General features: G+C 59.9%; 17 protein-coding genes and 1 pseudogene. 12 read left to right on the top strand and 6 right to left on the bottom strand.

The genetic code is table 11. The features are described 5' to 3' along the window. Positions 1 to 6 precede the first annotated feature (6 nt). Positions 7 to 963, bottom strand: a complete 957-nt coding sequence (locus tag CARG_RS04745) for an aldo/keto reductase (protein WP_020976267.1) — start codon at positions 961 to 963, stop codon at positions 7 to 9. A gap of 73 nt (positions 964 to 1036) precedes the next feature. On the opposite strand from CARG_RS04745, the gene CARG_RS04740 reads away from it, so the two are divergent. The 9 genes from CARG_RS04740 to CARG_RS04700 all read left to right on the top strand — a co-directional run bounded on the left by CARG_RS04740 (position 1037) and on the right by CARG_RS04700 (position 12449). Beyond that, positions 1037 to 1936, top strand: coding sequence for an undecaprenyl-diphosphate phosphatase (locus CARG_RS04740; RefSeq protein WP_020976266.1), 900 nt, complete (start codon positions 1037 to 1039; stop codon positions 1934 to 1936). 10 nt (positions 1937 to 1946) lie between these two features. Further along, the gene (mshC, locus tag CARG_RS04735) at positions 1947 to 3245 is read left to right on the top strand and encodes a cysteine--1-D-myo-inosityl 2-amino-2-deoxy-alpha-D-glucopyranoside ligase (protein WP_020976265.1); all 1299 of its coding nucleotides are present in this window, start codon (positions 1947 to 1949) and stop codon (positions 3243 to 3245) included. Continuing rightward, the gene (locus CARG_RS04730) at positions 3245 to 3622 is read left to right on the top strand and encodes a hypothetical protein (protein WP_020976264.1); all 378 of its coding nucleotides are present in this window, start codon (positions 3245 to 3247) and stop codon (positions 3620 to 3622) included. Before mshC ends, CARG_RS04730 begins: the two co-directional genes overlap by 1 nt. Positions 3623 to 3719: 97 nt before the next feature. Continuing rightward, positions 3720 to 7322, top strand: a complete 3603-nt coding sequence (gene metH / locus CARG_RS04725) for a methionine synthase (protein ID WP_020976263.1) — start codon at positions 3720 to 3722, stop codon at positions 7320 to 7322. An 11-nt stretch (positions 7323 to 7333) separates the two neighbouring features. After that, positions 7334 to 8011, top strand: coding sequence for an HAD family hydrolase (locus CARG_RS04720; protein WP_268750375.1), 678 nt, complete (start codon positions 7334 to 7336; stop codon positions 8009 to 8011). Between the two features lie 10 nt (positions 8012 to 8021). Then, positions 8022 to 8285 carry a phosphoribosyl-ATP diphosphatase gene (locus CARG_RS04715; RefSeq protein ID WP_020976261.1) on the top strand — a complete coding sequence of 88 codons (264 nt, stop codon included), beginning with the start codon at positions 8022 to 8024 and terminating at the stop codon, positions 8283 to 8285. Positions 8286 to 8395: 110 nt separating this feature from the next. Then, complete coding sequence (gene hisG, locus CARG_RS04710; RefSeq protein ID WP_041747446.1) at positions 8396 to 9247, top strand: ATP phosphoribosyltransferase; 852 nt, start codon at positions 8396 to 8398, stop codon at positions 9245 to 9247. A gap of 164 nt (positions 9248 to 9411) precedes the next feature. Next, entirely contained in the window at positions 9412 to 10977 is a 1566-nt protein-coding gene (gene aspA, locus CARG_RS04705; protein ID WP_020976259.1) for an aspartate ammonia-lyase, read from the top strand. A gap of 161 nt (positions 10978 to 11138) precedes the next feature. Continuing rightward, positions 11139 to 12449: an anaerobic C4-dicarboxylate transporter gene (locus tag CARG_RS04700; protein WP_020976258.1), complete on the top strand. Its 1311-nt coding sequence runs from the start codon at positions 11139 to 11141 to the stop codon at positions 12447 to 12449. On the opposite strand, the gene CARG_RS04695 is transcribed toward CARG_RS04700, so the two are convergent. Then, entirely contained in the window at positions 12446 to 13306 is an 861-nt protein-coding gene (locus tag CARG_RS04695) for a RecB family exonuclease (protein WP_020976257.1), read from the bottom strand. The two genes, CARG_RS04700 and CARG_RS04695, sit on opposite strands and share 4 nt — an antisense overlap. Positions 13307 to 13396: 90 nt before the next feature. On the opposite strand from CARG_RS04695, the pseudogene CARG_RS10235 reads away from it, so the two are divergent. The 3 genes and pseudogenes from CARG_RS10235 to CARG_RS04685 all read left to right on the top strand — a co-directional run. Further along, positions 13397 to 13555: pseudogene (locus CARG_RS10235) on the top strand (DUF6161 domain-containing protein); the annotation flags it as partial. A 355-nt stretch (positions 13556 to 13910) separates the two neighbouring features. Further along, a complete protein-coding gene (locus CARG_RS04690) occupies positions 13911 to 15155 on the top strand; it encodes a M18 family aminopeptidase (RefSeq protein ID WP_020976255.1) in 1245 nt (414 codons plus the stop codon). A 6-nt stretch (positions 15156 to 15161) separates the two neighbouring features. Then, positions 15162 to 16001, top strand: coding sequence for a tRNA (adenine-N1)-methyltransferase (locus CARG_RS04685; protein WP_020976254.1), 840 nt, complete (start codon positions 15162 to 15164; stop codon positions 15999 to 16001). Between the two features lie 51 nt (positions 16002 to 16052). Here CARG_RS04685 and CARG_RS04680 read toward each other — a convergent pair whose 3' ends face one another. Genes CARG_RS04680 through CARG_RS04665 form a run of 4 tightly spaced genes read right to left on the bottom strand, consistent with a single transcriptional unit; the run spans position 16053 to position 20119 of the window. Next, positions 16053 to 17315, bottom strand: a complete 1263-nt coding sequence (locus tag CARG_RS04680) for an enterochelin esterase domain-containing protein (protein WP_020976253.1) — start codon at positions 17313 to 17315, stop codon at positions 16053 to 16055. Continuing rightward, complete coding sequence (locus tag CARG_RS04675) at positions 17312 to 18115, bottom strand: ABC transporter ATP-binding protein (protein ID WP_020976252.1); 804 nt, start codon at positions 18113 to 18115, stop codon at positions 17312 to 17314. The genes CARG_RS04680 and CARG_RS04675 overlap by 4 nt, the downstream gene beginning before the upstream one ends. Then, positions 18112 to 19164: a FecCD family ABC transporter permease gene (locus CARG_RS04670; protein ID WP_020976251.1), complete on the bottom strand. Its 1053-nt coding sequence runs from the start codon at positions 19162 to 19164 to the stop codon at positions 18112 to 18114. The genes CARG_RS04675 and CARG_RS04670 overlap by 4 nt, the downstream gene beginning before the upstream one ends. Further along, a complete protein-coding gene (locus CARG_RS04665; RefSeq protein ID WP_020976250.1) occupies positions 19157 to 20119 on the bottom strand; it encodes a FecCD family ABC transporter permease in 963 nt (320 codons plus the stop codon). Before CARG_RS04665 ends, CARG_RS04670 begins: the two co-directional genes overlap by 8 nt. Positions 20120 to 20138 lie beyond the last annotated feature (19 nt).

The raw sequence follows: 20138 nt of genomic DNA, 5'->3' as shown, positions 1-20138 counted from the left end.
CTAACTTTACAACGTGATGTCATCGAAGGCTTCGCTGATGGCCTGTGGCACGCGGATGTCTTCCGATGCGATGTATTCGCGCATTTGCTCTACCGTCTTGGGCCCCACAATCGCGCTGGTCACGCCGGGCCGGTCGCGCACCCACGCGGTGGCCAACACGCTGGGCGGGTACCCCAAACCGGAGGCAGCTGTAGTCAGCGCATCAACGATGGCATCGTTGCGCTCCTCGAAATACAGTTGGACCTCGGCGCCGCGGTGGGCATCTTCAGCACGTGCCCCGTGGGGAATGCCCGACCGGTACTTACCGGTCAACACGCCTTGAGCTAGGGGAGCGGCAGCAAAAAAGCCCATCTCCATGTGGCGTACCGCAGGCAACAATTCTTCTTCCGGCCGCCGCACAAGCAGGTTATATTCAGCCTGCGCGACGATCAGTGCCGACCCACCCGATCCGCGCGCCGCACTAATACCGGCCGTGAGCCCCAACTGCCACCCGCTATACCCACGCACACCGGCGTAACGAACCTTGCCGCTGCGCACCGCATACTCAACAGTGTCAACGACTTCCGTTGCAGGGGTTTTTGCGTCCCAAAATCCAACATTCCAAATGTCGATGTATTCGCGCCCCAGCGCCCGCAGCGTTCTATCCAAGTCGGCCAACAGCGTGCGCCGAGAACAATCCACCCGGCGCCCCAAAGGCTGATGCGGGTTCACACCCGCCGCAGTCGAAATAATCACGGTGTCTTGGACAGACGTAGGTAATTCACGCACCAGTGCCCCCAGCATGGCCTCCGAACGTCCTTGCTCATAGGCGGGGGAAGTCTCCACTACGGATCCACCGGCACCCAAGAATTCCGCAAGAATCCTGCGGGCCTCTTCCTCCGCGACGTCAGCACCCCAACCGCGCGTGCCTAAACCCATACGTGACACACGCAAACCACTGTTGCCAACCAAGCGCTGTCTCATAGGGCTCAACAATAGCGAACAATGTCCCTCACCTAACCGCCCGCACGCCCTCAGGCTGGTAGCGTGGCTTGGCGTGAATGAAAGCGTAACCAGCGTCCTTGCTGCCGCAGACGCCGCCCACAGCAGTGACGGCGTCACGTGGGCACAGACCATTATTTTGTCGATCGTCCAGGGCTTGACCGAGTTCCTACCGATTAGCTCCAGCGGGCACTTGCGTATCGTGTCGGAACTATTGTGGGGACGCGACGCCGGCGCATCCTTTACTGCCGTGATCCAGCTTGGGACGGAAGCGGCTGTGCTGGTCTACTTTTGGAAAGACATCTGGCGCATCCTGACAGGCTGGTTCAAGGGACTGGCCAACAAGGAGTTTCGCACGGGACAAAAGGGCTTGGACTATCGGATGGGGTGGATGGTCATCGTCGGTACCCTGCCGGTGTCGATTATTGGCTTCCTCGGCAAGGATTACATCCGGGAGGCGTTGAGAAACCTGTGGATCACCGCCGCTGTGCTCATCGCTTTTTCTTTCATTTTTATCGCTGCGGAAAAGCTGGGCAGGAAACAGCGCGAAGAAAAAGACCTCACTATGAAAGACGCGATCATCATGGGCTTGGCCCAGTGCTTGGCTCTGATCCCGGGTGTGTCTCGCTCAGGCGGCACTATTTCGGCGGGCATGTTTGTGGGCTTGTCGCGCGAGGCTGCGGCCCGTTTTTCCTTCCTTCTGGCGATCCCTGCGGTGTTGGCGTCCGGACTGTTTAGTTTGAAGGATGCCTTCGCACCTGAGGCTGGTCAGGCGGCGACGGGGTCGCAATTGTTGGTGGGTGTGCTCATCGCTTTCGTGTTGGGCTACGCCTCGATTGCGTGGTTGTTGAAGTTTGTGTCCAACAATTCCTTCAGTTGGTTCGCGGCCTACCGCATCCCCGTGGGGCTGCTGGTGATGGGCCTGCTCGCTACCGGCGTGCTGTCGGCAGGCTAAGCTGTAGCGCATGCATTCGTGGTCTCGACCGTCTTTACCTGAAATTTCCCCCGCTCTTCTGTCCGATCAGCAGCTGTCGCTGTACGATTCGGCTTCGCAGACTGTGCGGGAGGTCAAGGCTTTTAACGATGACGCCGCGGGGGCTGTTGCAGGCATGTATGTCTGCGGCATCACTCCCTATGACGCCACGCACTTGGGGCATGCCGCGACCTATGTGACCTTTGATCTGGTTTATCGAATGCTCCTCGCGCAGGGGGTACGCGTGGAGTATGTACAAAACGTCACCGACGTGGACGATCCGCTCTTTGAACGTGCTGAGCGCGACGGGGTGGATTGGCGCGAGCTAGGCTCTTCGCAGATCCAGGTGTTCCGCGACGTCATGGAGCAATTGTCCGTCCTTCCGCCGGTGGCATTCGTTGGTGCGATGGAGTCGGTGGATGAAGTCATCGACATGGTCCAGACGCTGCTCGATAAGGGTGCCGCTTACCAGGTTGAGGGCGAATACCCGGACGTGTATGCGAAGGTGGACGCCACCAAGCAGTTTGGTTACGAGTCGCACTACGACCGGCCAACCATGGAGGCACTGTTTGCCGAGCGCGGGGGAGACCCGGATAGGCAAGGCAAGCAGGATCCTTTGGATGCGCTTTTGTGGCGTGCTGCTCGTCCCGGTGAGCCTTCATGGGAGGCTCCGTTTGGTGCGGGGCGCCCGGGTTGGCATGTGGAGTGTTCGGCTATCGCGATGAACCGTATTGGTTCTGTGTTTTCCATCCAGGGTGGCGGTAGCGATTTGATGTTTCCTCACCACGAATTCTCTGCGGCGCATGCGGAGGCTTGCTACGGCATTGATCGCATGGCGGGCCACTATGTGCACGCGGGGATGATCGGCTTGGATGGCGAAAAGATGAGCAAGTCGCTGGGCAACCTGGTGTTTGCCTCCAAGTTGATTGAGCAGGGTGTGGACCCTTCGGCGATTCGTTTGGGCCTCTATGCCAGCCACTATCGTGATGATCGCGAGTGGTCGACTGAGATTCTTGACGCCGCGATCGAGCGCTTGCAGCGGTGGCGTGAGGCCTTCAAGCTGCCGGGTAGTGTGCAGCGTGACCGGGCGATGGTTCGTGGCGTGCACGCGACGTTGGCTAATGATCTGGACACACCACGGGTGTTGTTCTTGATTGACCAGTGGGCGGATGCCCGCCTTGAACAGTCTGCTTATGCTGGTGATGCGGCGGATGCTGCTGCTTTGAGCGAGTCCTCCGAGCAGGTTGCACATGCTATTGAGGCCCTGTTGGGCGTGAGGTTGGTTCCCTAATGGCCCGTTTTCCTTTTGAATTTATGCAGTCGTTTATCGACGAGTTCACCGAGCAGTTGGAGGCCTTCGGCTCGGGTTCTTATCTGTCGGAGGACGATCGTGATTTCTGGGATCAGCCCTTTGATCCGGCTGTCGTGCCGGAGTTGAAGGCTATCTTGTTGGACTTTGCGGATGCGCTGCCTGAAGAGGATGCTCCTGGGGAAGCGTGGGATGCGTGGATCGCACCCTTTGCTGCGGCTGTGGACGCCTTCAATGCCAAGCATGACTATGCGGTGGTCGAGTTGGAGGAAGAGGCCGATCTACGGCAGTGGATTGCGCGCATGGGTCAGGCCCGTGGCGTCGAGCTTGATGTTGATGCGATTGAGTTCCGGCCCTAAAATACTCACACACAAAAACCCCGCATGACGTGGGGTTTTTTCTTTTCACAACCCCCAATGACAGCCCCTCGAAGAAAATGGACTAAGCTGTCTACTCATGGCTTTGAAAACCCGCACTGAATTCCTGGATGCCCTCTCTACTCGCGTGCTCATTGGCGACGGGGCGATGGGTACTCAGCTGCAAGGCTACGACCTGGATGTCGACAAGGATTTTCTAGGCCTTGAGGGCTGTAATGAGATCCTCAACGACACCCGTCCCGATGTATTACGAGAGATCCACCGCGCCTATTTTGAGGCCGGCGCAGACTTGGTGGAGACCAACACCTTTGGTTGCAACTTACCCAACCTTGCTGATTACGGCATCGAGGATCGCTGCCAGGAGCTGGCCTACAAGGGTGTGAAGATCGCCCGCGAGGTTGCAGACGAGATGGGCCCCGGCCCGGACGGGATGCCCAGGTTCGTCGTCGGTTCGCTCGGCCCGGGTACCAAGCTGCCTTCCCTGGGTCACGCCCCTTACGAGGACTTGAAGGCTTACTACATCAAGGCTGCACTCGGCATGGTCGAGGCTGGCGCAGATGCAATTTTGGTGGAAACCGCACAGGACTTGCTGCAAGTAAAGGCAGCTGTGTTGGGCTGCCACGAGGCGTTCGAGCAAGCAGGTGTTCGCCTGCCGATCATCTGCCACGTCACGGTGGAGACCACCGGAACCATGCTGTTGGGTTCAGAAATCGGCGCGGCACTCACCGCTCTTGAACCTTTGGGTATCGACATGATTGGCCTGAACTGTGCGACGGGCCCCGCGGAGATGAGCGAGCACCTACGCTATTTGTCCCAGCATTCCACTATCCCCGTGTCCGTCATGCCCAACGCTGGTCTCCCGATCTTGGGCAAAAATGGCGCGGAGTACCCCTTGACTGCCCCGGAACTTGCCGAGGCCCTCCAGCAGTTTGTCACCGGCTACGGCCTGTCTATGGTCGGCGGCTGCTGTGGTACGACACCTGCGCACATTTCTGCAGTCCGCACCGCCGTGTTGGGTGATGACGCCACCCCTGCCGTCATCAAGGCAGACAGGCATCCGGACACCAGCGACCATGTGGCCAGCTTGTACACGAGCGTGCCGCTGACCCAAGACACGGGCATCACCATGATCGGCGAGCGCACCAACGCCAATGGTTCGAAGGCGTTCCGTGAAGCGATGCTGGCGGGGGACTGGGAAAAGTGCGTCGATATCGCAAAGCAGCAGACCCGCGACGGCGCCCACATGCTCGATTTGTGCGTGGACTACGTGGGCCGTGATGGCCGCGAGGACATGGCTACGTTGGCTGGTTTGTTGGCCACTAGCTCGACTTTGCCGATCATGATTGACTCCACCGAACCGGAGGTCATCCGCGTTGGGTTGGAGCACTTGGGTGGACGCTGCGCGGTCAACTCGGTCAACTTTGAAGACGGCGATGGTCCGGATTCCCGCTACCAGCGGATCATGCGCTTGGTTAAAGATCACGGTGCGGCGGTGGTGGCCCTCGCAATTGACGAGGAAGGTCAGGCCCGCACGGCTGAGAAGAAGGTAGAGATCGCCAGCCGTCTGATCGAAGACATCACCGGCACATGGGGCCTACGCCAGCAAGACATCATCGTCGACACGCTGACCTTCCCCATTTCTACTGGCCAGGAAGAAACCCGCCGCGACGGTATCGAAACCATCGAGGCGATCCGTCAGCTCAAGGCCAAGTACCCAGACGTGCACACCACGCTGGGCTTGTCCAATATCTCCTTTGGCCTCAACCCGGCTGCCCGCCAGGTTCTCAACTCGGTGTTTTTGAACGAGTGCATCGAAGCCGGCTTGGATACTGCCATCGCGCACTCCAGCAAGATCCTGCCGATGAACCGCATTGACGAACGCCAGCGCGAAGTGGCCCTCGACATGGTCTACGACCGTCGTCGGGAAGGCTACGACCCCCTGCAAACCTTCATGGAATTGTTTGAGGGTGTTTCCGCGGCGTCAGCAAAAGATGCGCGTGCGGAAGCACTGGCCGCGTTGCCTTTGTTTGAGCGGCTGTCCCAGCGCATCATCGACGGTGAAAAACAAGGTCTCGAAGCGGACCTCGACGCAGGTATGCAGGAAAAAACACCGATCGAGATCATCAACCAAGACCTGTTGAGCGGCATGAAGACGGTGGGCGAACTCTTCGGCTCGGGCAAAATGCAGCTGCCGTTCGTCCTGCAGTCCGCTGAGACGATGAAGGCTGCGGTGGCCTACCTGGAGCAGTTCATGGAGGCTAGCGATGACACCGGTTCGAAGGGGACCATCGTGCTGGCCACCGTCAAGGGCGACGTGCACGACATTGGTAAAAACCTGGTGGACATCATCTTGTCCAACAACGGCTACGACGTGGTCAACCTGGGCATCAAGCAGCCAATTTCCACCATTATTAGCGCGGCGCGGGATGCTGGCGCGGACGTCGTTGGTATGTCCGGCCTGCTGGTTAAGTCCACCGTGGTGATGAAGGAAAACCTGGTGGAGATGAACACCGCCGGCGCGGCAGATATTCCCGTCATCCTCGGTGGTGCGGCGTTGACGCGTACCTATGTGGAAAATGACCTCACAGAAATTTACGAGGGCGACGTGCACTATGCCCGCGATGCTTTCGAGGGCCTGCGTCTGATGGATGAGATCATGGCGCTGAAAAAGGGGGGTTCGACGACTGAGCAAAGCGCCGAGGCTCTCGAGACTGCGTTAGCGGCGCAGAAGAAGCGTGAGGAGCGCAAGGCCCGCCACGAACGCTCGAAGAAGATCGCAGAAAAGCGTAAAGCGGAGGCAGCCCCGGTGGAGATTCCGGAGCGCTCTGACGTGGAGGTTGACGTTCCCATCGCGACCCCGCCGTTCTGGGGAACCCGCATTGTCAAGGGCCTACCCTTGGCCGAGTATCTGCCTAACCTGGATGAACGCGCGCTGTTCATGGGCCAGTGGGGCCTGAAGCCGACGCGTGGGGGAGAGGGCCCCGGCTACGAGGAGCTCGTGGAGCAGGAGGGCCGCCCACGCTTGCGCTACTGGATTGATCGTTTGAAGTCCGAGGGCATCCTGGACCATGCGGCCGTCGTCTACGGTTATTTCCCCGCGGTCTCCGAGGGTGACAGCGTGTTGATTTTGGAGGAACCGCATCCTGACGCCGCGGTGCGTGCGCGTTTCGACTTCCCCCGCCAAAGCAGGGGCCGCTTCTTGTGCATTGCGGACTTCATCACCAGCCGGGAGCGTGCGAAGGCTACCGGCCAGGTCGACGTCATGCCTTTACAATTGGTCACCATGGGCCAGCCAATTGCGGACTTCGCTAATGATCTGTTTGCCCGCGATGAGTACCGCGATTACCTGGAGGTCCATGGCCTTGGCGTGCAGCTTACGGAGGCATTGGCCGAGTACTGGCATGCGCGCGTGCGTGGAGAGCTCGACTTGGGCAGTGGTGTGAAGGTCGGCGACTTTGATGCAACAGACCCAACGCGTTTCTTCGACCTGGAGTATCGTGGTGCTCGCTACAGCTTCGGCTATGGTTCCTGTCCCAACCTGGAGGATCGTGCCACCATGGTCGAGCTTCTCGAGCCAGGCCGCATTGGGGTTGAGCTGTCTGAGGAGCTTCAGCTTCACCCGGAGCAGTCGACGGACGCGTTCGTTCTCTACCACCCGGAGGCTAAGTACTTCAACGTGTAGTGTGAGGGATCGTGAGGTCTTTTAGTGCTGTTTTCTGGGACATGGACGGAACTCTGGTCGACTCCGAGCCGCTGTGGAGTATCGCGACCTTTGAAATGAGTGAGCGACTGGGCCGCCGCCTCACCCCGGAGCTGCGGGAGCGCACGATCGGCGGGTCGTTCCGCAACACGATTGCGATCGCCGCTGAGCACGCTGGCGTTAAGCTCAATGATCAGCTCATTGCAGACAATTACCGCTTTACCGTCGAGCGCATGCAGGAGCTATTCGCCACGAGGTTGACGCTGAACCCGGGGGCGCGGGAGTTGTTGGAAGCCCTGCGGGCTGAGGGGGTACCCATGGTGTTGGTTACCAATACTCCGCGTGAAATTGCGGCCGGATCTATCCGAGCGATCGGCGAGGATTTCTTCGTCCACACTGTCTGTGGCGATGAGGTGCCGGCGGGTAAGCCTTCGCCCGAGCCGTATCTGCATGCAGCGCGGCTGCTGGGGGTAGATCCCAGCACCTGCGTGGCCTTCGAGGATTCGGCGACCGGTATGCGTTCTGCGGCAGATGCTGGCTGCATCACCATTGGTTTGCCGGAGAGTGATGACGCAGCGGTGCCCGCTGGGGTGCGTACGCTACAGCAGCTGCATGGCTCGCGCACGTGGGTTGGGGTTACCCCTGCCGACATTGAGAAGTGGGTCGTCTAGACTTGTTCGGGTGAAGAACTTCGATAGCCTCTTTGAGGAACTCAAGGCAAAGGTCGCTAACAACGAGTCTGATTCCGGCACAGTGCAGGCCGTGAACAAGGGCGTTCACCATATCGGCAAAAAGGTTATCGAGGAAGCTGGCGAGGTCTGGATCGCTGCGGAGTACCAGTCTGATGAGGAAATGGCCGAGGAAATCTCGCAGTTGATGTACTGGACTCAGACCCTCATGTTGGCTCGGGGTATCGAACTCGACGACATTTACAAGTACCTCTGATTTTTGTGGCTGCGTCGCCGGTGTGTGGCGCGCCGTTTGATGCCCTCGTGCTCGGAAATGGCTGTGCGTTGGCGAAGTGTTAACAACGAAAAGGACTTCTCGTGTCTGAAATGCTCAAAGTAGCTGTGCCCAACAAGGGTTCCCTGTCCGATGCGGCTATGGAGATTCTCCGTGAGGCAGGGTACCGCGGTCGCGGTGATTCGAAGGCCCTCACCGTGGTCGATAAGGCTAATGGGGTGGAGTTTTTCTTCCTCCGCCCCAAGGACATCGCTATCTATGTTGCCAACGGCCACCTTGATCTCGGTATTACTGGCCGCGACTTGGCGGGGGATTCTTTGGCTGAGGTTGAAGAGGTGTTGTCCTTGGGCTTCGGGGCGTCGACGTTCCGTTACGCCGCGCCAAAGAATAGTGGTTGGACCGTTGAGCGTTTGGGCGGCGCACGCATCGCGACGTCATATCCAAATTTGGTGAAGAAGGATCTAGCTGCCCGCGGGTTGGATGCGACGGTGGTGTGGCTGGATGGTGCGGTGGAGATTTCCATCAAGCTGGGGGTGGCCGATGTTATTGCCGATGTGGTCTCCACCGGACGCACGTTGGAGAAGCAAGGGTTGGAGCCTTTCGGTGAGGCACTGGTGTCCTCTGAGGCTGTGGTGGTGGGGCGCCGTGGCATTGAGATGACCACGGAGATGCGCGTCTTGCTCAACCGCATCGAGGGTATTTTGCACGCTCAGAATTACCTGATGCTTGATTACAATGTGCCGCGCACGAAGCTTGATGACGCCGCGAAGATCACCCCCGGTGTGTCCGCTCCGACTGTTGCGCCGCTTGCGGATGAACAGTGGGTTGCTGTGCGTGCGATGGTTCCGCGTGCGGAGGCTAATGATGTGATGGACCGTCTGCTGGATCTTGGGGCGAAGGCTATTCTTGCGACCGAAATCCGCATTGCGCGTTTGGGCGGGTAGCCCTGTGCTTGGCGTGCGGGGTTACACTCAGGGCTGCTAGCTGAATCACAATTATAGTCAAACCCTGTCGATAGGCCCACCTTTGGGGGTGAAATACTTTCAAAGTGGGTCTTTTGTTTCCCCAACCCCTGGCATAGCCGCCCGATGGCGTTTAAGCTCGTGGCATGGCTACCAAAAACAGCAAGAAAAACACCGCAGCCGACAACGCCGCGGACACCTCCAACGCGGCCGCTGACACCTCGACCACCAAGACTGAGTCCAAGCAGACCCCCGCCACTACAGGCCCCGCCGCATCGAAGTCCAAGGCCCGCGACGGCTACCGCATGGAAGTCGACTTGCTCGGGGAGATGGAAGTTCCCAACGACGCCTACTACGGTGTCCACACCCTCCGCGCGGTAGAAAACTTCCAGATTTCCCGCACCACCATCAACCACGTACCGGAATTCATCCGCGGCATGGTTGCAGTCAAGAAGGCCACCGCACTGGCCAACCGACGCCTGCACACCCTGCCGAAAGAAAAGTGCGACGCCATCGTGTGGGCCTGCGACGAGATTCTCGACAAGGGTCGCTGCATGGATCAGTTCCCGATTGATGTGTTCCAGGGCGGTGCCGGAACCTCCCTCAACATGAACACCAACGAGGTTGTTGCAAACCTCGCACTGGAGCACCTCGGCTATGACAAGGGACGCTACGACATCATCAACCCCAACGATGACGTCAACATGAGCCAGTCCACCAACGACGCTTACCCCACGGGCTTCCGACTGGGTGTCTACGCGGCGATGGAAGAACTCATCGCAAAGATCGACCTGCTGCAGCAAGCATTCCAGGCCAAGGGGACCGAATTCGTGGACATCTTGAAGATGGGCCGCACCCAGCTGCAGGACGCCGTTCCGATGACCCTGGGCGAGGAGTTCCATGCTTTCGCACACAACCTGGCTGAAGAGCAATCGGTGTTGCGCGATGCTTCCGCGCGTCTTCTTGAGGTCAACCTGGGTGCCACCGCTATCGGCACCGGCGTGAACACCCCTTCGGGCTACCGCCACCAGGTCACCGCAGCGCTGTCCGAGGTCACCGGCCTGGAAATCAAGTCTGCTCGTGACCTGATCGAAGCCACCTCCGACACCGGCGCCTACGTGCTGGCCCACGGCGCGATCAAGCGTGCGGCAATGAAGCTGTCGAAGATCTGCAACGACCTGCGCCTGCTGTCCTCCGGGCCGCGTGCAGGCTTGGGAGAGATCAACCTCCCGCCCCGCCAGGCAGGGTCCTCCATCATGCCGGCGAAGGTTAACCCAGTTATCCCCGAAGTGGTCAACCAGGTGTGCTTCAAGGTCTTCGGTAACGACCTGACCGTCACCATGGCTGCGGAAGCCGGCCAGCTGCAGCTCAACGTCATGGAGCCCGTCATCGGCGAGGCCCTGTTCCAGTCCATCCGCATCCTCGGCAACGCCGCGGAAGCTCTGCGCGAAAAGTGCGTCGAGGGCATCACCGCCAACGCTGATGTCTGCCGCGCGTACGTCGACAACTCCATCGGTATCGTCACCTACCTCAACCCCTTCATCGGCCACCACAATGGCGACCTCATCGGCAAGGAGGCCGCAGCGACGGGCAAGTCGGTTCGCGAACTTGTTTTGGAAAAGGGCTTGATGGATGAGGAAACTCTCGACCAGGTTTTGAGCCCCGAGAACCTCATGCACCCGATGTTCCGCGGGCAGCTCTACCTCGATTAGGCCCAAGCACCAACACCACCAGTGTGGGTCAGCAATTCTCAGCCCCCACACTGGGTTTTTAACCCGGCCGCGCTGTCCAACGTAGGGTAGTTCAGTCCACGCGTTGACCAGCGCGGCTTTTTGTTCACCGCCTCCTATCTTCAAGGATTACACCAGCACAAATGCTCACAGCCCTACATATCGCAATTGTTCTAGCAGCAATCGTCATCGGCGCTCGCCTAGGTAGTATCGCCATCGGATTCGCCGGTGGCCTCGGCGTGCTCCTCCTAGGGCTGACAGGTGTCCCCGTCAGCCGCGAAGATATTCCCTTCGACGTCATCGGCATCATCATGTCGGTGATCGCCGCCATCGCCGCGATGCAGAAGGCCGGCGGCATGGATTATCTGGTCGCCGTCGCAGAAAAACTCCTACGCAAAAACCCCAAGCACGTCACCTACCTTGCACCAGTCGTCACCTATTTGATGACTGTCCTCGCAGGCACCGGGCACACCGCCTTTTCCACCCTGCCGGTGATCGCGGAGGTCGCCAAGGAAGGCAACGTGCGCCCCTCGCGCCCGCTGTCGGTCGCGGTCGTCGCCTCTCAAATGGCGATCACTGCCTCGCCGATCTCCGCAGCAGTCGTGTTTTTGGCCTCCATCCTTGAGCCCCACGGCGTCGGCTACCTCCAACTACTTGCAGTAGTCATTCCTGCGACCTTCCTTGCAATCTTCCCCACTGCGTTCGTCGCTAACCACCTGGGCAAGAACCTTGAGGATGATCCGATCTACCAGCAGCGCCTAGTAGCCGGCCGAGTGAAAGAACCCACGAGCGCGTCGAACTACACGCCCACCAGGGAGGCCAAGTTGAGCGTCGGACTCTTCCTCGGCGCCATCGTCATCGTGATGGCCTACGCCACCGCCATCTCGGAACAGGTGGGGCTGATTTCCGACCCAACGCTGCCGCGTAACGAAGCAATCATGAGCCTCATGTTGGCCACCGCCACCGCGATCGTAGTGTCCTGCAAGTTGCATGCTGCGGACATCTTGGATACTCAGGTCTTCAAGGCCGGCATGTCAGCCTGCGTGTGTGTCATGGGTGTCGCGTGGCTGGGGACGACGATCATCAATGCCCACATCGACTGGATTAAGGAGTCTGCGGGCTCCGTCATGCAGACCCAGCCGTGGATGCTCGCGGTCGTGGTGTTCGCAGCGGCGGCCTTGCTGTACTCGCAGGCGGCTACCGCCAAGGCGCTCATGCCGGCGGCGCTCGCGCTCGGTGTGTCGCCGTTGACCGTCGTCGCTTCCTTCGCCGCGGTGTCCAGCCTCTTCGTCCTGCCGACCTACCCGACGCTCTTGGCTGCGGTCGAAATGGACGACACCGGCTCTACCCGCATCGGCAAGTACGTGTTTAACCACAGCTTCATCATCCCCGGCACGATGTGTATCGCCCTGGCCGTGGTGTTTGGCTTCGCCATCGGCTCCGTCGTGCTCTAGGGGCGCACAAATTCTGGGGGTGTTCCACCGAATTCGGGGCATAGGCTCTGGTGAGGGCACCAGCCGCAGAGTTTGGAGGTTTTCGTCTTAAATTGTCCGGCTTCGATGTCTGCTTGGATCTTCGCCCACAGGTCGGCCAGGTCACGCTCGAAGTACTCGAGTTCCTCCTTAGAAGGCGCCAGGAACATGGAGTCCATGACCTTTAAGTACATCAACCGCAGTTGGTCGGGAATGCGGCCGTAGAGACGCCAGTAGACCAGCGCGTAGAAACGCATTTGGAACTTCGCTTGGTCGGAGTAGCGGGGGAGAGGCTTCTTGCCCGTCTTATAGTCGACCACCCGGACCTGTCCGGTCGGCGCGACGTCGACGCGGTCTATGAAGCCACGCACAGGTACACCATTGGGCAGCACGGTGTCGACGTACATTTCTGTGGCGTAGGCGTCGAAGCCTTGGGGGTTTTCCATCTCGAAGTAGCCACGCAGGAGGCTTCGGCATTCCACCAAAAAATCGTAGAGTTCCTCCTCTGGTACCAGCTCGAGGAGGTCTTTGTCCTTAGCGCACATGTCGGCCCAGGTGGGTTTGAGCTGTTTGACGGCGGCGGGGTAGAGGCGCTGCTCGCGTGGCAGCTTATGCATTTCCTCTAGCACGGCGTGCACCAGGGTGCCTTTTACTTGGGCGACGGTTTTGGGTTCGGGGAGGCGGTCGAGTGCGCGGAAGCGAAACAGCAACGGGCACTGGAGGTAGTCGCCGCAGCGCGATGGCGACAGGGCTAGGGGCGCGCGCTTACGTTTTTTGGTGAGCGCAGGGGTGCTGCTGTTAGTGGGTTCGTCGGTGGGGGCACTGTCGGCGCTAGGCATGGTTGATCATTCTACTGGCTGTGCAGCAGCACGAAGGCCCGTGGTGACACGGGCCTCGGAAGTGGAGCACTATGACCTACTTCGACCTACTTCTACCTTTCCTTAATGGAAAAAGAACAGGCGCTCAAAGACGAAGAACGCGCGCTGATCCTCAACTCCTTGTTCTCCTCAGTGGATACCGGCCTGGCCAAACGCAGCGACAATAAAGATCTGGAGACATTGGCTGCGATCGCTTTCAAGAGGGCATGACGATGGCACCTGACGGGTACCCCCGCTTTTCGATCCAATGGTTTAAGAGTTCTGGACCCCTCGAGCACAACCTCAGGGTTCCCCAGCTTTTAAAGACTTACGTTGTTCAGCCATTGCCTGTCAGATGGCTCAACCACTACCATCCCACGCTGCACAAGATTCGATAGCTATTCCTCAAGGGAGCTAGCTCGCTTCATGTTTCTCAAGGCGGACACTTCTGAATAGAAATCCAGCCCGTACCCCGCCCCGAGAGGGGCAAGGCCGGGCCGAACGATTGCCCCCGATATAACTTGCACCGAGCTCCTCGTCAAACGCCACCTCATACTAGGGGGAGTAGGGGACTACACTTGAACGCATGACTGCATTGCCTAGCATCGAAGAGTTCATCGCCTCCAGCCCCAGCTCCTACCACGCGGCCGAAAACATCGCCGCCATCCTAAACACCGCTGGATTCACGCGACAAGACGAAACCGACACATGGCAAGCAACCCCCGGCGGCCACTACATGGTCCGCGGCGGAGCACTCATGGCCTGGTGGGTACCCGAAAACGCAAGCCCCGCGACGTCAGGATTCCGGATCATCGGCTCCCACACCGACTCGCCCGGCCTCAAACTCAAGCCCACCATCAGCTTCGACAAAGAAGGCTTCCACCAAGCACCCGTCGAAATCTACGGCGGACCCATCCTCGCCAGCTGGCTCGACCGCGAACTGCAACTAGCCGGCCAAATCATCGACGCCGACGGCAACCGACGACTCGTCGCCACCGGCCCCGTACTCCGCGTACCCCACCTAGCCATCCATCTCTACCGCCAGGACGAGCTCAAGCTGGAACGCCAGCAACACATGCAGCCCATCTACGGACTAGTCGAATCCCCGGAGCTAGCCACGCTGCTGGACGGTGTCCGCACACACGACCTCATCACCGCAGACACCCAGCCTCCCCGCGCATTCGGCATCAAAAACGAGTTCCTCGCCGCCGGCCGCCTAGACAACCTCTCCAGCGTCTATCCCAGCCTGGAGGCGCTACTGGACGTGGTCGCAGACAGCAACGCGACGTCATCAATTAAAGATGTATTAGTGCTGGCAGCCTTCGACCACGAAGAAATTGGATCCTCCAGCCGCTACGGCGCCGCAGGCCCCATCCTCGAAGACGTACTCAAACGCACCGCCTACGCACTCGGGGCAGGGGAGGACGACCTCTACGCCATGTTTGCCCGCTCCAGCTGCATCTCAGCAGACGCAGCACACAGCGTCCACCCCAACTTCGCCTCCAAGCACGACCCCAACACGCACCCCGTGCTCGGCGCAGGCCCCGTCCTTAAGGTCAACGCCAACCAGCGCTACGCATCCGACGCACGCAGCAACGACATCTGGCTACGAGCCTCCGAAAAAGCAGGCGTCGCAGTGCAACAATTCGTCGGAAACAACGACGTACCCTGCGGCTCCACCATCGGCCCCATCACAGCGACACGCCTAGGCATCCTCACCGTCGACGTCGGCATTCCACTGCTGAGCATGCACTCCGCACGCGAAATGTGCGCCTACAGTGACCTCAAAGACTTCACAGAGGTGCTCGCCGCCTACTACACGCTAGACTAACCACCCATGGCTTATTCAGGACCTTTCCAACCCGGCGACCGCGTACAACTCACCGACGCTAAACGGCGACACTTCACCATCACCCTCGAGCCGGGGGAGACGTTCTTCACCCACAAAGGCGGCATCGCCCACGATGACATTATCGGCGCCGACGAGGGCACCGTAGTCGTCTCCCAAACCGGTGGACAATACCTATGCTTCCGCCACCTCATGGTCGACCACGTACTGTCCATGCCACGCGGCGCCGCAGTGATCTACCCCAAAGACTCCGCCCAAATCCTCGTCGAAGGTGACATCTTCCCAGGTGCCCGCGTACTCGAGGCAGGCGCTGGCTCCGGAGCCCTGTCGATGAGCCTGCTGCGGATGATTGGTGAACACGGCGAACTGATCTCCTACGAAATCCGCGAAGACCACCTCGAATACGCCGAAAAGAACGTCTCCGAATACCTCGGCGGGCACCCCGACAACTGGGACCTGCGCCTGGGTGACCTCACCCAAGTCGGATTGAAGGACCTAGACGGCAAACCCGTCGACCGCGTCATCCTCGACATGCTCGAACCCTGGGAATGCCTAGACACCGTCGCCGAGATCCTCGTACCCGGCGGCGTCTTCATGACCTACGTCGCCACCGTACCCCAGCTGATGAAAGTCATGGAAGGCATCCGCGAAAAGAAGTGCTTCACCGAACCCCGCGCCTGGGAATCCCTCGTGCGCGAATGGAAGGTCGAAGGCCTAGCCACCCGCCCCGAACATCGCATGAACGCACACACCGCCTTCCTCGTGTGGGCACGCCGCCTCGCCGACGGGGTAGTGGCACCCCGCCCACAGCGCCGCGCGCGCAAGTAGGCTGCCGCTGGCGTCGCGCGAAAAAACCTGCCGCCACTAGTGCCGCAGGTACTAATGCTGGTCGGCGAAAAAGGCATCGAACTGCTTCAGTGCGTCGATAATTCCGTGGCGCCACCAGGCATAATCATGGCCACCCCGAACCTCCCGATAGATCACGTGCGGAGCCCGGCGCGACTGTAGAACCTCGAAATACGCCTGCGACAGCGACCGCATGCCGCCTTCCTCCGAGCCCACCTGGATGATCATCGGAGTATCGACCTCACCCAGCCCCTGCCGCAGTTGACGCAGCAGTAGGCCTTCGCAGCTGCCGGGGTGTCCCTGGGTGCTTCCACGGGCGCTCGGGTCTTCTGCAGGATCAAACCAATAGGAGCCCGACTGTGCCAGCCCCGCACGCGTCAAACCGGGGTAGTGCGCACACAGTGTCGCCACCGCAAGCGCGCCATATGACTGCCCGGCGATCACGTACGCCTGTTCGCAGGTCTGTTCGCATGCATAATCGTGCACCTGCCAACTCCGGTTGACCTCGCGAGCAGCAGCCAACGCCTCGCGAGTAACCTGCGCTGCACGATCAGGCACCGTCAGAATGTCGCGCCGCTGATCAAAGGTTCCGCAATCCACAAGCACCACCGTGTGCCCAAGCCCCTCCGCGGCCATCGCCCGATCCAGCCTGTGCGAGCGCAAGAATTGTCCATCATAGAGCACCACCACGCGCTCATCACCCGGCAACACATCAAAACGCAGCCCGCCCCTTTCCACCACAACCCAGGGACAGTGGGCTTCTGCAGCCGGATCAACTACCGCTTGCTCCGCCTCAGTTGCTGCCCAGCCATTCCACGGCGCATCAGGCCCGTACCAGACACTCGCATCCCCACCCAATGGCGTCCGAATGCGATGGGAATTGTGCTCATCAGGCACACCCAGCTCATGCACCTTCTTCCAGCCAGCCCTCGTGCCGCCAATGTCATAGGGCAGCCCCGTCACATCAGCAATCCGATAGGACACAATCGCATCCGCCGGCACCTCCACCGTCAACGCGAACAAAGGAGTCCCCGGCAAACGCTGCATCAACCACGGACGAAAATCCTCCCTATGCGCATCCGTCGCATTCGACACATGCAACAACACCTGCTGCGCACCGGGACGCCAAGCCAACACGCTCAGCGTGGCGTACGCGATGCCATCACTAAAACTCCGCACACTCGGAGGGGGCGCCCCACCCCAAGGCTCCAACGCATACAAATGCCGCGCAACCTCCATCGACGGCTGCGCAAGCGCCTCAGCCCACCACTGCGGAACCACCACCCTCGCAGTCATGACGTCGCGGTGGTCGACGCCGCAGGAATCACCAACGGCGTACCAGTCTCCGGATCATCAATAATCCGACAATCCAAACCAAAAGCCCGCTCCAACATCTGCTCCGTATACACCTCCCGCGGTGTACCCTGGCCAATCACCTCACCGGCACTCATCACAATCACATGATCAGCACACCGCGCCGCCAAATTAAGATCATGCAAGACCGCCACCACCGTACGACCCTCCTTCTGAATACTGGCGCACAACCTCAACACCTCCAACTGGTGCACCAAGTCCAAATACGTCGTTGGCTCATCCAACAACAAAATCTCAGTATCCTGCGCAATCGCAGTCGCCAACCACGCGCGCTGGCGCTGACCGCCAGACAACTCCTCAACCTTGCGCTCCTGCAAATCCAGCACACCAGTCAGCTCCATTGCGCGCTGAACGCACGCGACGTCATCATTACTAATGCGCGAAAAAAATGACTGATGAGGAAATCGGCCGCTCATCACCAAATCACGCACCCGCAGATCCCCCGGTGCCGTCTGCTGCTGCGGCAAAAACCCAACCCGGCGCGCCACAACCTTCGTCGACAACGAATGAATATCGCGACCATCCAACAACACCCGCCCACGCTCAGGCGGCAGTAAGCGCGCCAACGCACGAAGCAACGTCGACTTACCACACGCATTAGGGCCGATAATCACCGTAAACGCACCCTGGGGGATAGCCACGCTGACCCCATCGATTACCACGCGCTCGCCATACGCCAGGCGGACATCCTCTGCACGTAGGCCCACAGTCGTATTCGTCATCTCTTGCTCCTGAGGATAAAAAAGATCAAATAAAGCCCACCGACCACGCTGGTTGCCACGCCCACCGGCGCCTGATACCCCGCGGGTGCCAAGTGAACAATGCACTGGGGCACCAACAACAACACCGCACCAGTCAGCGCGGCAGTCGTCACAGGCACAACCTGCTGGCCCGTCAACCGGCGCGCAATCTGGGGAGCAGCCAAAGAAATAAAAGAAATCGGCCCCGTACTAGCAATCGCGGCGCCAGTAAGCACCACACCCACTACCGTCACAGCAGCAGTCACCCGGGGAATCCGCACGCCAAGCCCCGCGCACAAAGCATCACCAAGCTCCATCACACGCAGATGCCGCACCAACACCCACGCAACCGGAAGACACACCACCACAGCAGCCACAGCCGGAACCGCATGCGTCCACTGGCGGGCATTCAACGTCCCCACCAACCACACCTGCCCAGCGATAGCAATATCCGGGTCAATCCGCGTGAGCAGCAGGGTAGTAGCAGCCCCATAACAAGCAGACAGCCCCAACCCAATCAGCACCAAACGGTTAATAAACCCCGACCCGCGAGGCGCCAACGCGTACGCCAACCCTGCCGCCAGCGCACACCCCGCCACCGCCGCCAACGAAGTGCGCCACCCTGTGGTCTGCAGAAACGTAATGCCAACCACCGCCCCGAACGCCGCGCCGCTAACCAGCCCGATGATCTCCGGCGAACCCAAGGCGTTACGGCTCAACGTCTGAAACAACATCCCCGCAGCACCCAACGCCATGCCCGTTGCCAGTCCCGTGACGATCATCGGCAAGCGAATACCCCACACCACCAAGCGATCACGACTATCCGCACCCGGGTGCGCCAACGCCTGGCCCACCTCCGTAACAGACAACTTCATCGACCCCTGGGTAAGCAAAAGCAGCGCACAACCAACAATCACCGCACCAAGCACCAGGCACGCAAACACCGCGCGAGGATGCCACAACACCGTCACGCCCCGAACATCAACCACGCGCTGCATACCGAACGCGCGGGTCTGCACCCGACTAGCCACCAATACCACGCACCTTCCGAGCAATCGCAACAAACACCGGACCACCCAGCAGCGCACACATAATCGATGCCTGAACCTCCCTCGGCGGCAACACCACACGCCCCCACACATCCGCAGCAAGCAACACCAGCGCACCCGTTAGGGCGCAGCCAACCATCAGCGGCACAATCCTAGGTCCCGTCAGCCACCGAACCATCAGCGGAGCCATCAAGCCCAAAAAACCAACCGGACCAACTAATGACGTCGCGCATGCCGCCAGCACCACAGCACACAACCCGGCCGCAATATAAACCCTGCGAGGATTAATCCCCAACGAGCCCGCCATCTCTTCCCCCAAGGACAGCGCATTAACCTGCTTTCCAATAAGCACCAGTACCACCACCGCGCATGCCGACAACACCCCCGTGACCACCAGCAATGCGCCTGGCCGGGCCTGCACAGCACCAGCATCCCAATAACGAAACTGCGTAAACACCTGTGGGTTCGTCACCAACACATAATTAGTCAGTGCGGCAGTCACCGCTGTGAAAGCGGCACCCGACAGAACCAGCCGCACAACATCATGACGGCCCCGCCACACACCACCCAACAGCAACACCACAGAACCCGCCACCAAAGAACCCAGCATCGCCGCCACCACCAAAGGCACCGGTGGAAGGTCGGGAACCAACGACATCGCTGCCACCACCGCCAGGGCAGCACCCGAATTAATACCCAAAATCCCCGGCTCAGCCAAAGGATTACGAGTAAGCGTCTGAGTCAACGCACCAGCCATACCCAAAGCAGCACCCGCCAACAAGGCCACCCAAATCCGCGGAGCACGCAACCCCAACACAATGGTTTCATCAGCCGAGCCCGAGCTACGCCCACGCAACACCTCAAACACTGCGGAGGGGGCGACGTCACCCGATCCAACAAACAGCGACACAACGGCCAACGCGACAAGCGCCGCCACTGCACAACACAGGGCGGCG

Origin of the sequence: Corynebacterium argentoratense DSM 44202 (assembly GCF_000590555.1) — a bacterium.
Taxonomy (GTDB): Bacteria; Actinomycetota; Actinomycetes; order Mycobacteriales; family Mycobacteriaceae; genus Corynebacterium; species Corynebacterium argentoratense.
The sequence above is the reverse complement of the archived record's forward strand: the minus strand, read 5'-3'. Positions and strand labels throughout refer to the sequence as shown.

What these genes read in the sequence shown, in the direction of transcription:
- CARG_RS04745 (WP_020976267.1), bottom strand. Translation starts at nt 963, where the DNA reads ATGAGACAGCGCTTGGTTGGCAACAGTGGTTTGCGTGTGTCACGTATG.
- mshC (WP_020976265.1), top strand. Translation starts at nt 1,947, where the DNA reads ATGCATTCGTGGTCTCGACCGTCTTTACCTGAAATTTCCCCCGCTCTT.
- CARG_RS04730 (WP_020976264.1), top strand. Translation starts at nt 3,245, where the DNA reads ATGGCCCGTTTTCCTTTTGAATTTATGCAGTCGTTTATCGACGAGTTC.
- metH (WP_020976263.1), top strand. Translation starts at nt 3,720, where the DNA reads ATGGCTTTGAAAACCCGCACTGAATTCCTGGATGCCCTCTCTACTCGC.
- hisG (WP_041747446.1), top strand. Translation starts at nt 8,396, where the DNA reads ATGCTCAAAGTAGCTGTGCCCAACAAGGGTTCCCTGTCCGATGCGGCT.
- aspA (WP_020976259.1), top strand. Translation starts at nt 9,412, where the DNA reads ATGGCTACCAAAAACAGCAAGAAAAACACCGCAGCCGACAACGCCGCG.
- CARG_RS04700 (WP_020976258.1), top strand. Translation starts at nt 11,139, where the DNA reads ATGCTCACAGCCCTACATATCGCAATTGTTCTAGCAGCAATCGTCATC.
- CARG_RS04695 (WP_020976257.1), bottom strand. Translation starts at nt 13,306, where the DNA reads ATGCCTAGCGCCGACAGTGCCCCCACCGACGAACCCACTAACAGCAGC.
- CARG_RS04690 (WP_020976255.1), top strand. Translation starts at nt 13,911, where the DNA reads ATGACTGCATTGCCTAGCATCGAAGAGTTCATCGCCTCCAGCCCCAGC.
- CARG_RS04685 (WP_020976254.1), top strand. Translation starts at nt 15,162, where the DNA reads ATGGCTTATTCAGGACCTTTCCAACCCGGCGACCGCGTACAACTCACC.
- CARG_RS04680 (WP_020976253.1), bottom strand. Translation starts at nt 17,315, where the DNA reads ATGACTGCGAGGGTGGTGGTTCCGCAGTGGTGGGCTGAGGCGCTTGCG.
- CARG_RS04675 (WP_020976252.1), bottom strand. Translation starts at nt 18,115, where the DNA reads ATGACGAATACGACTGTGGGCCTACGTGCAGAGGATGTCCGCCTGGCG.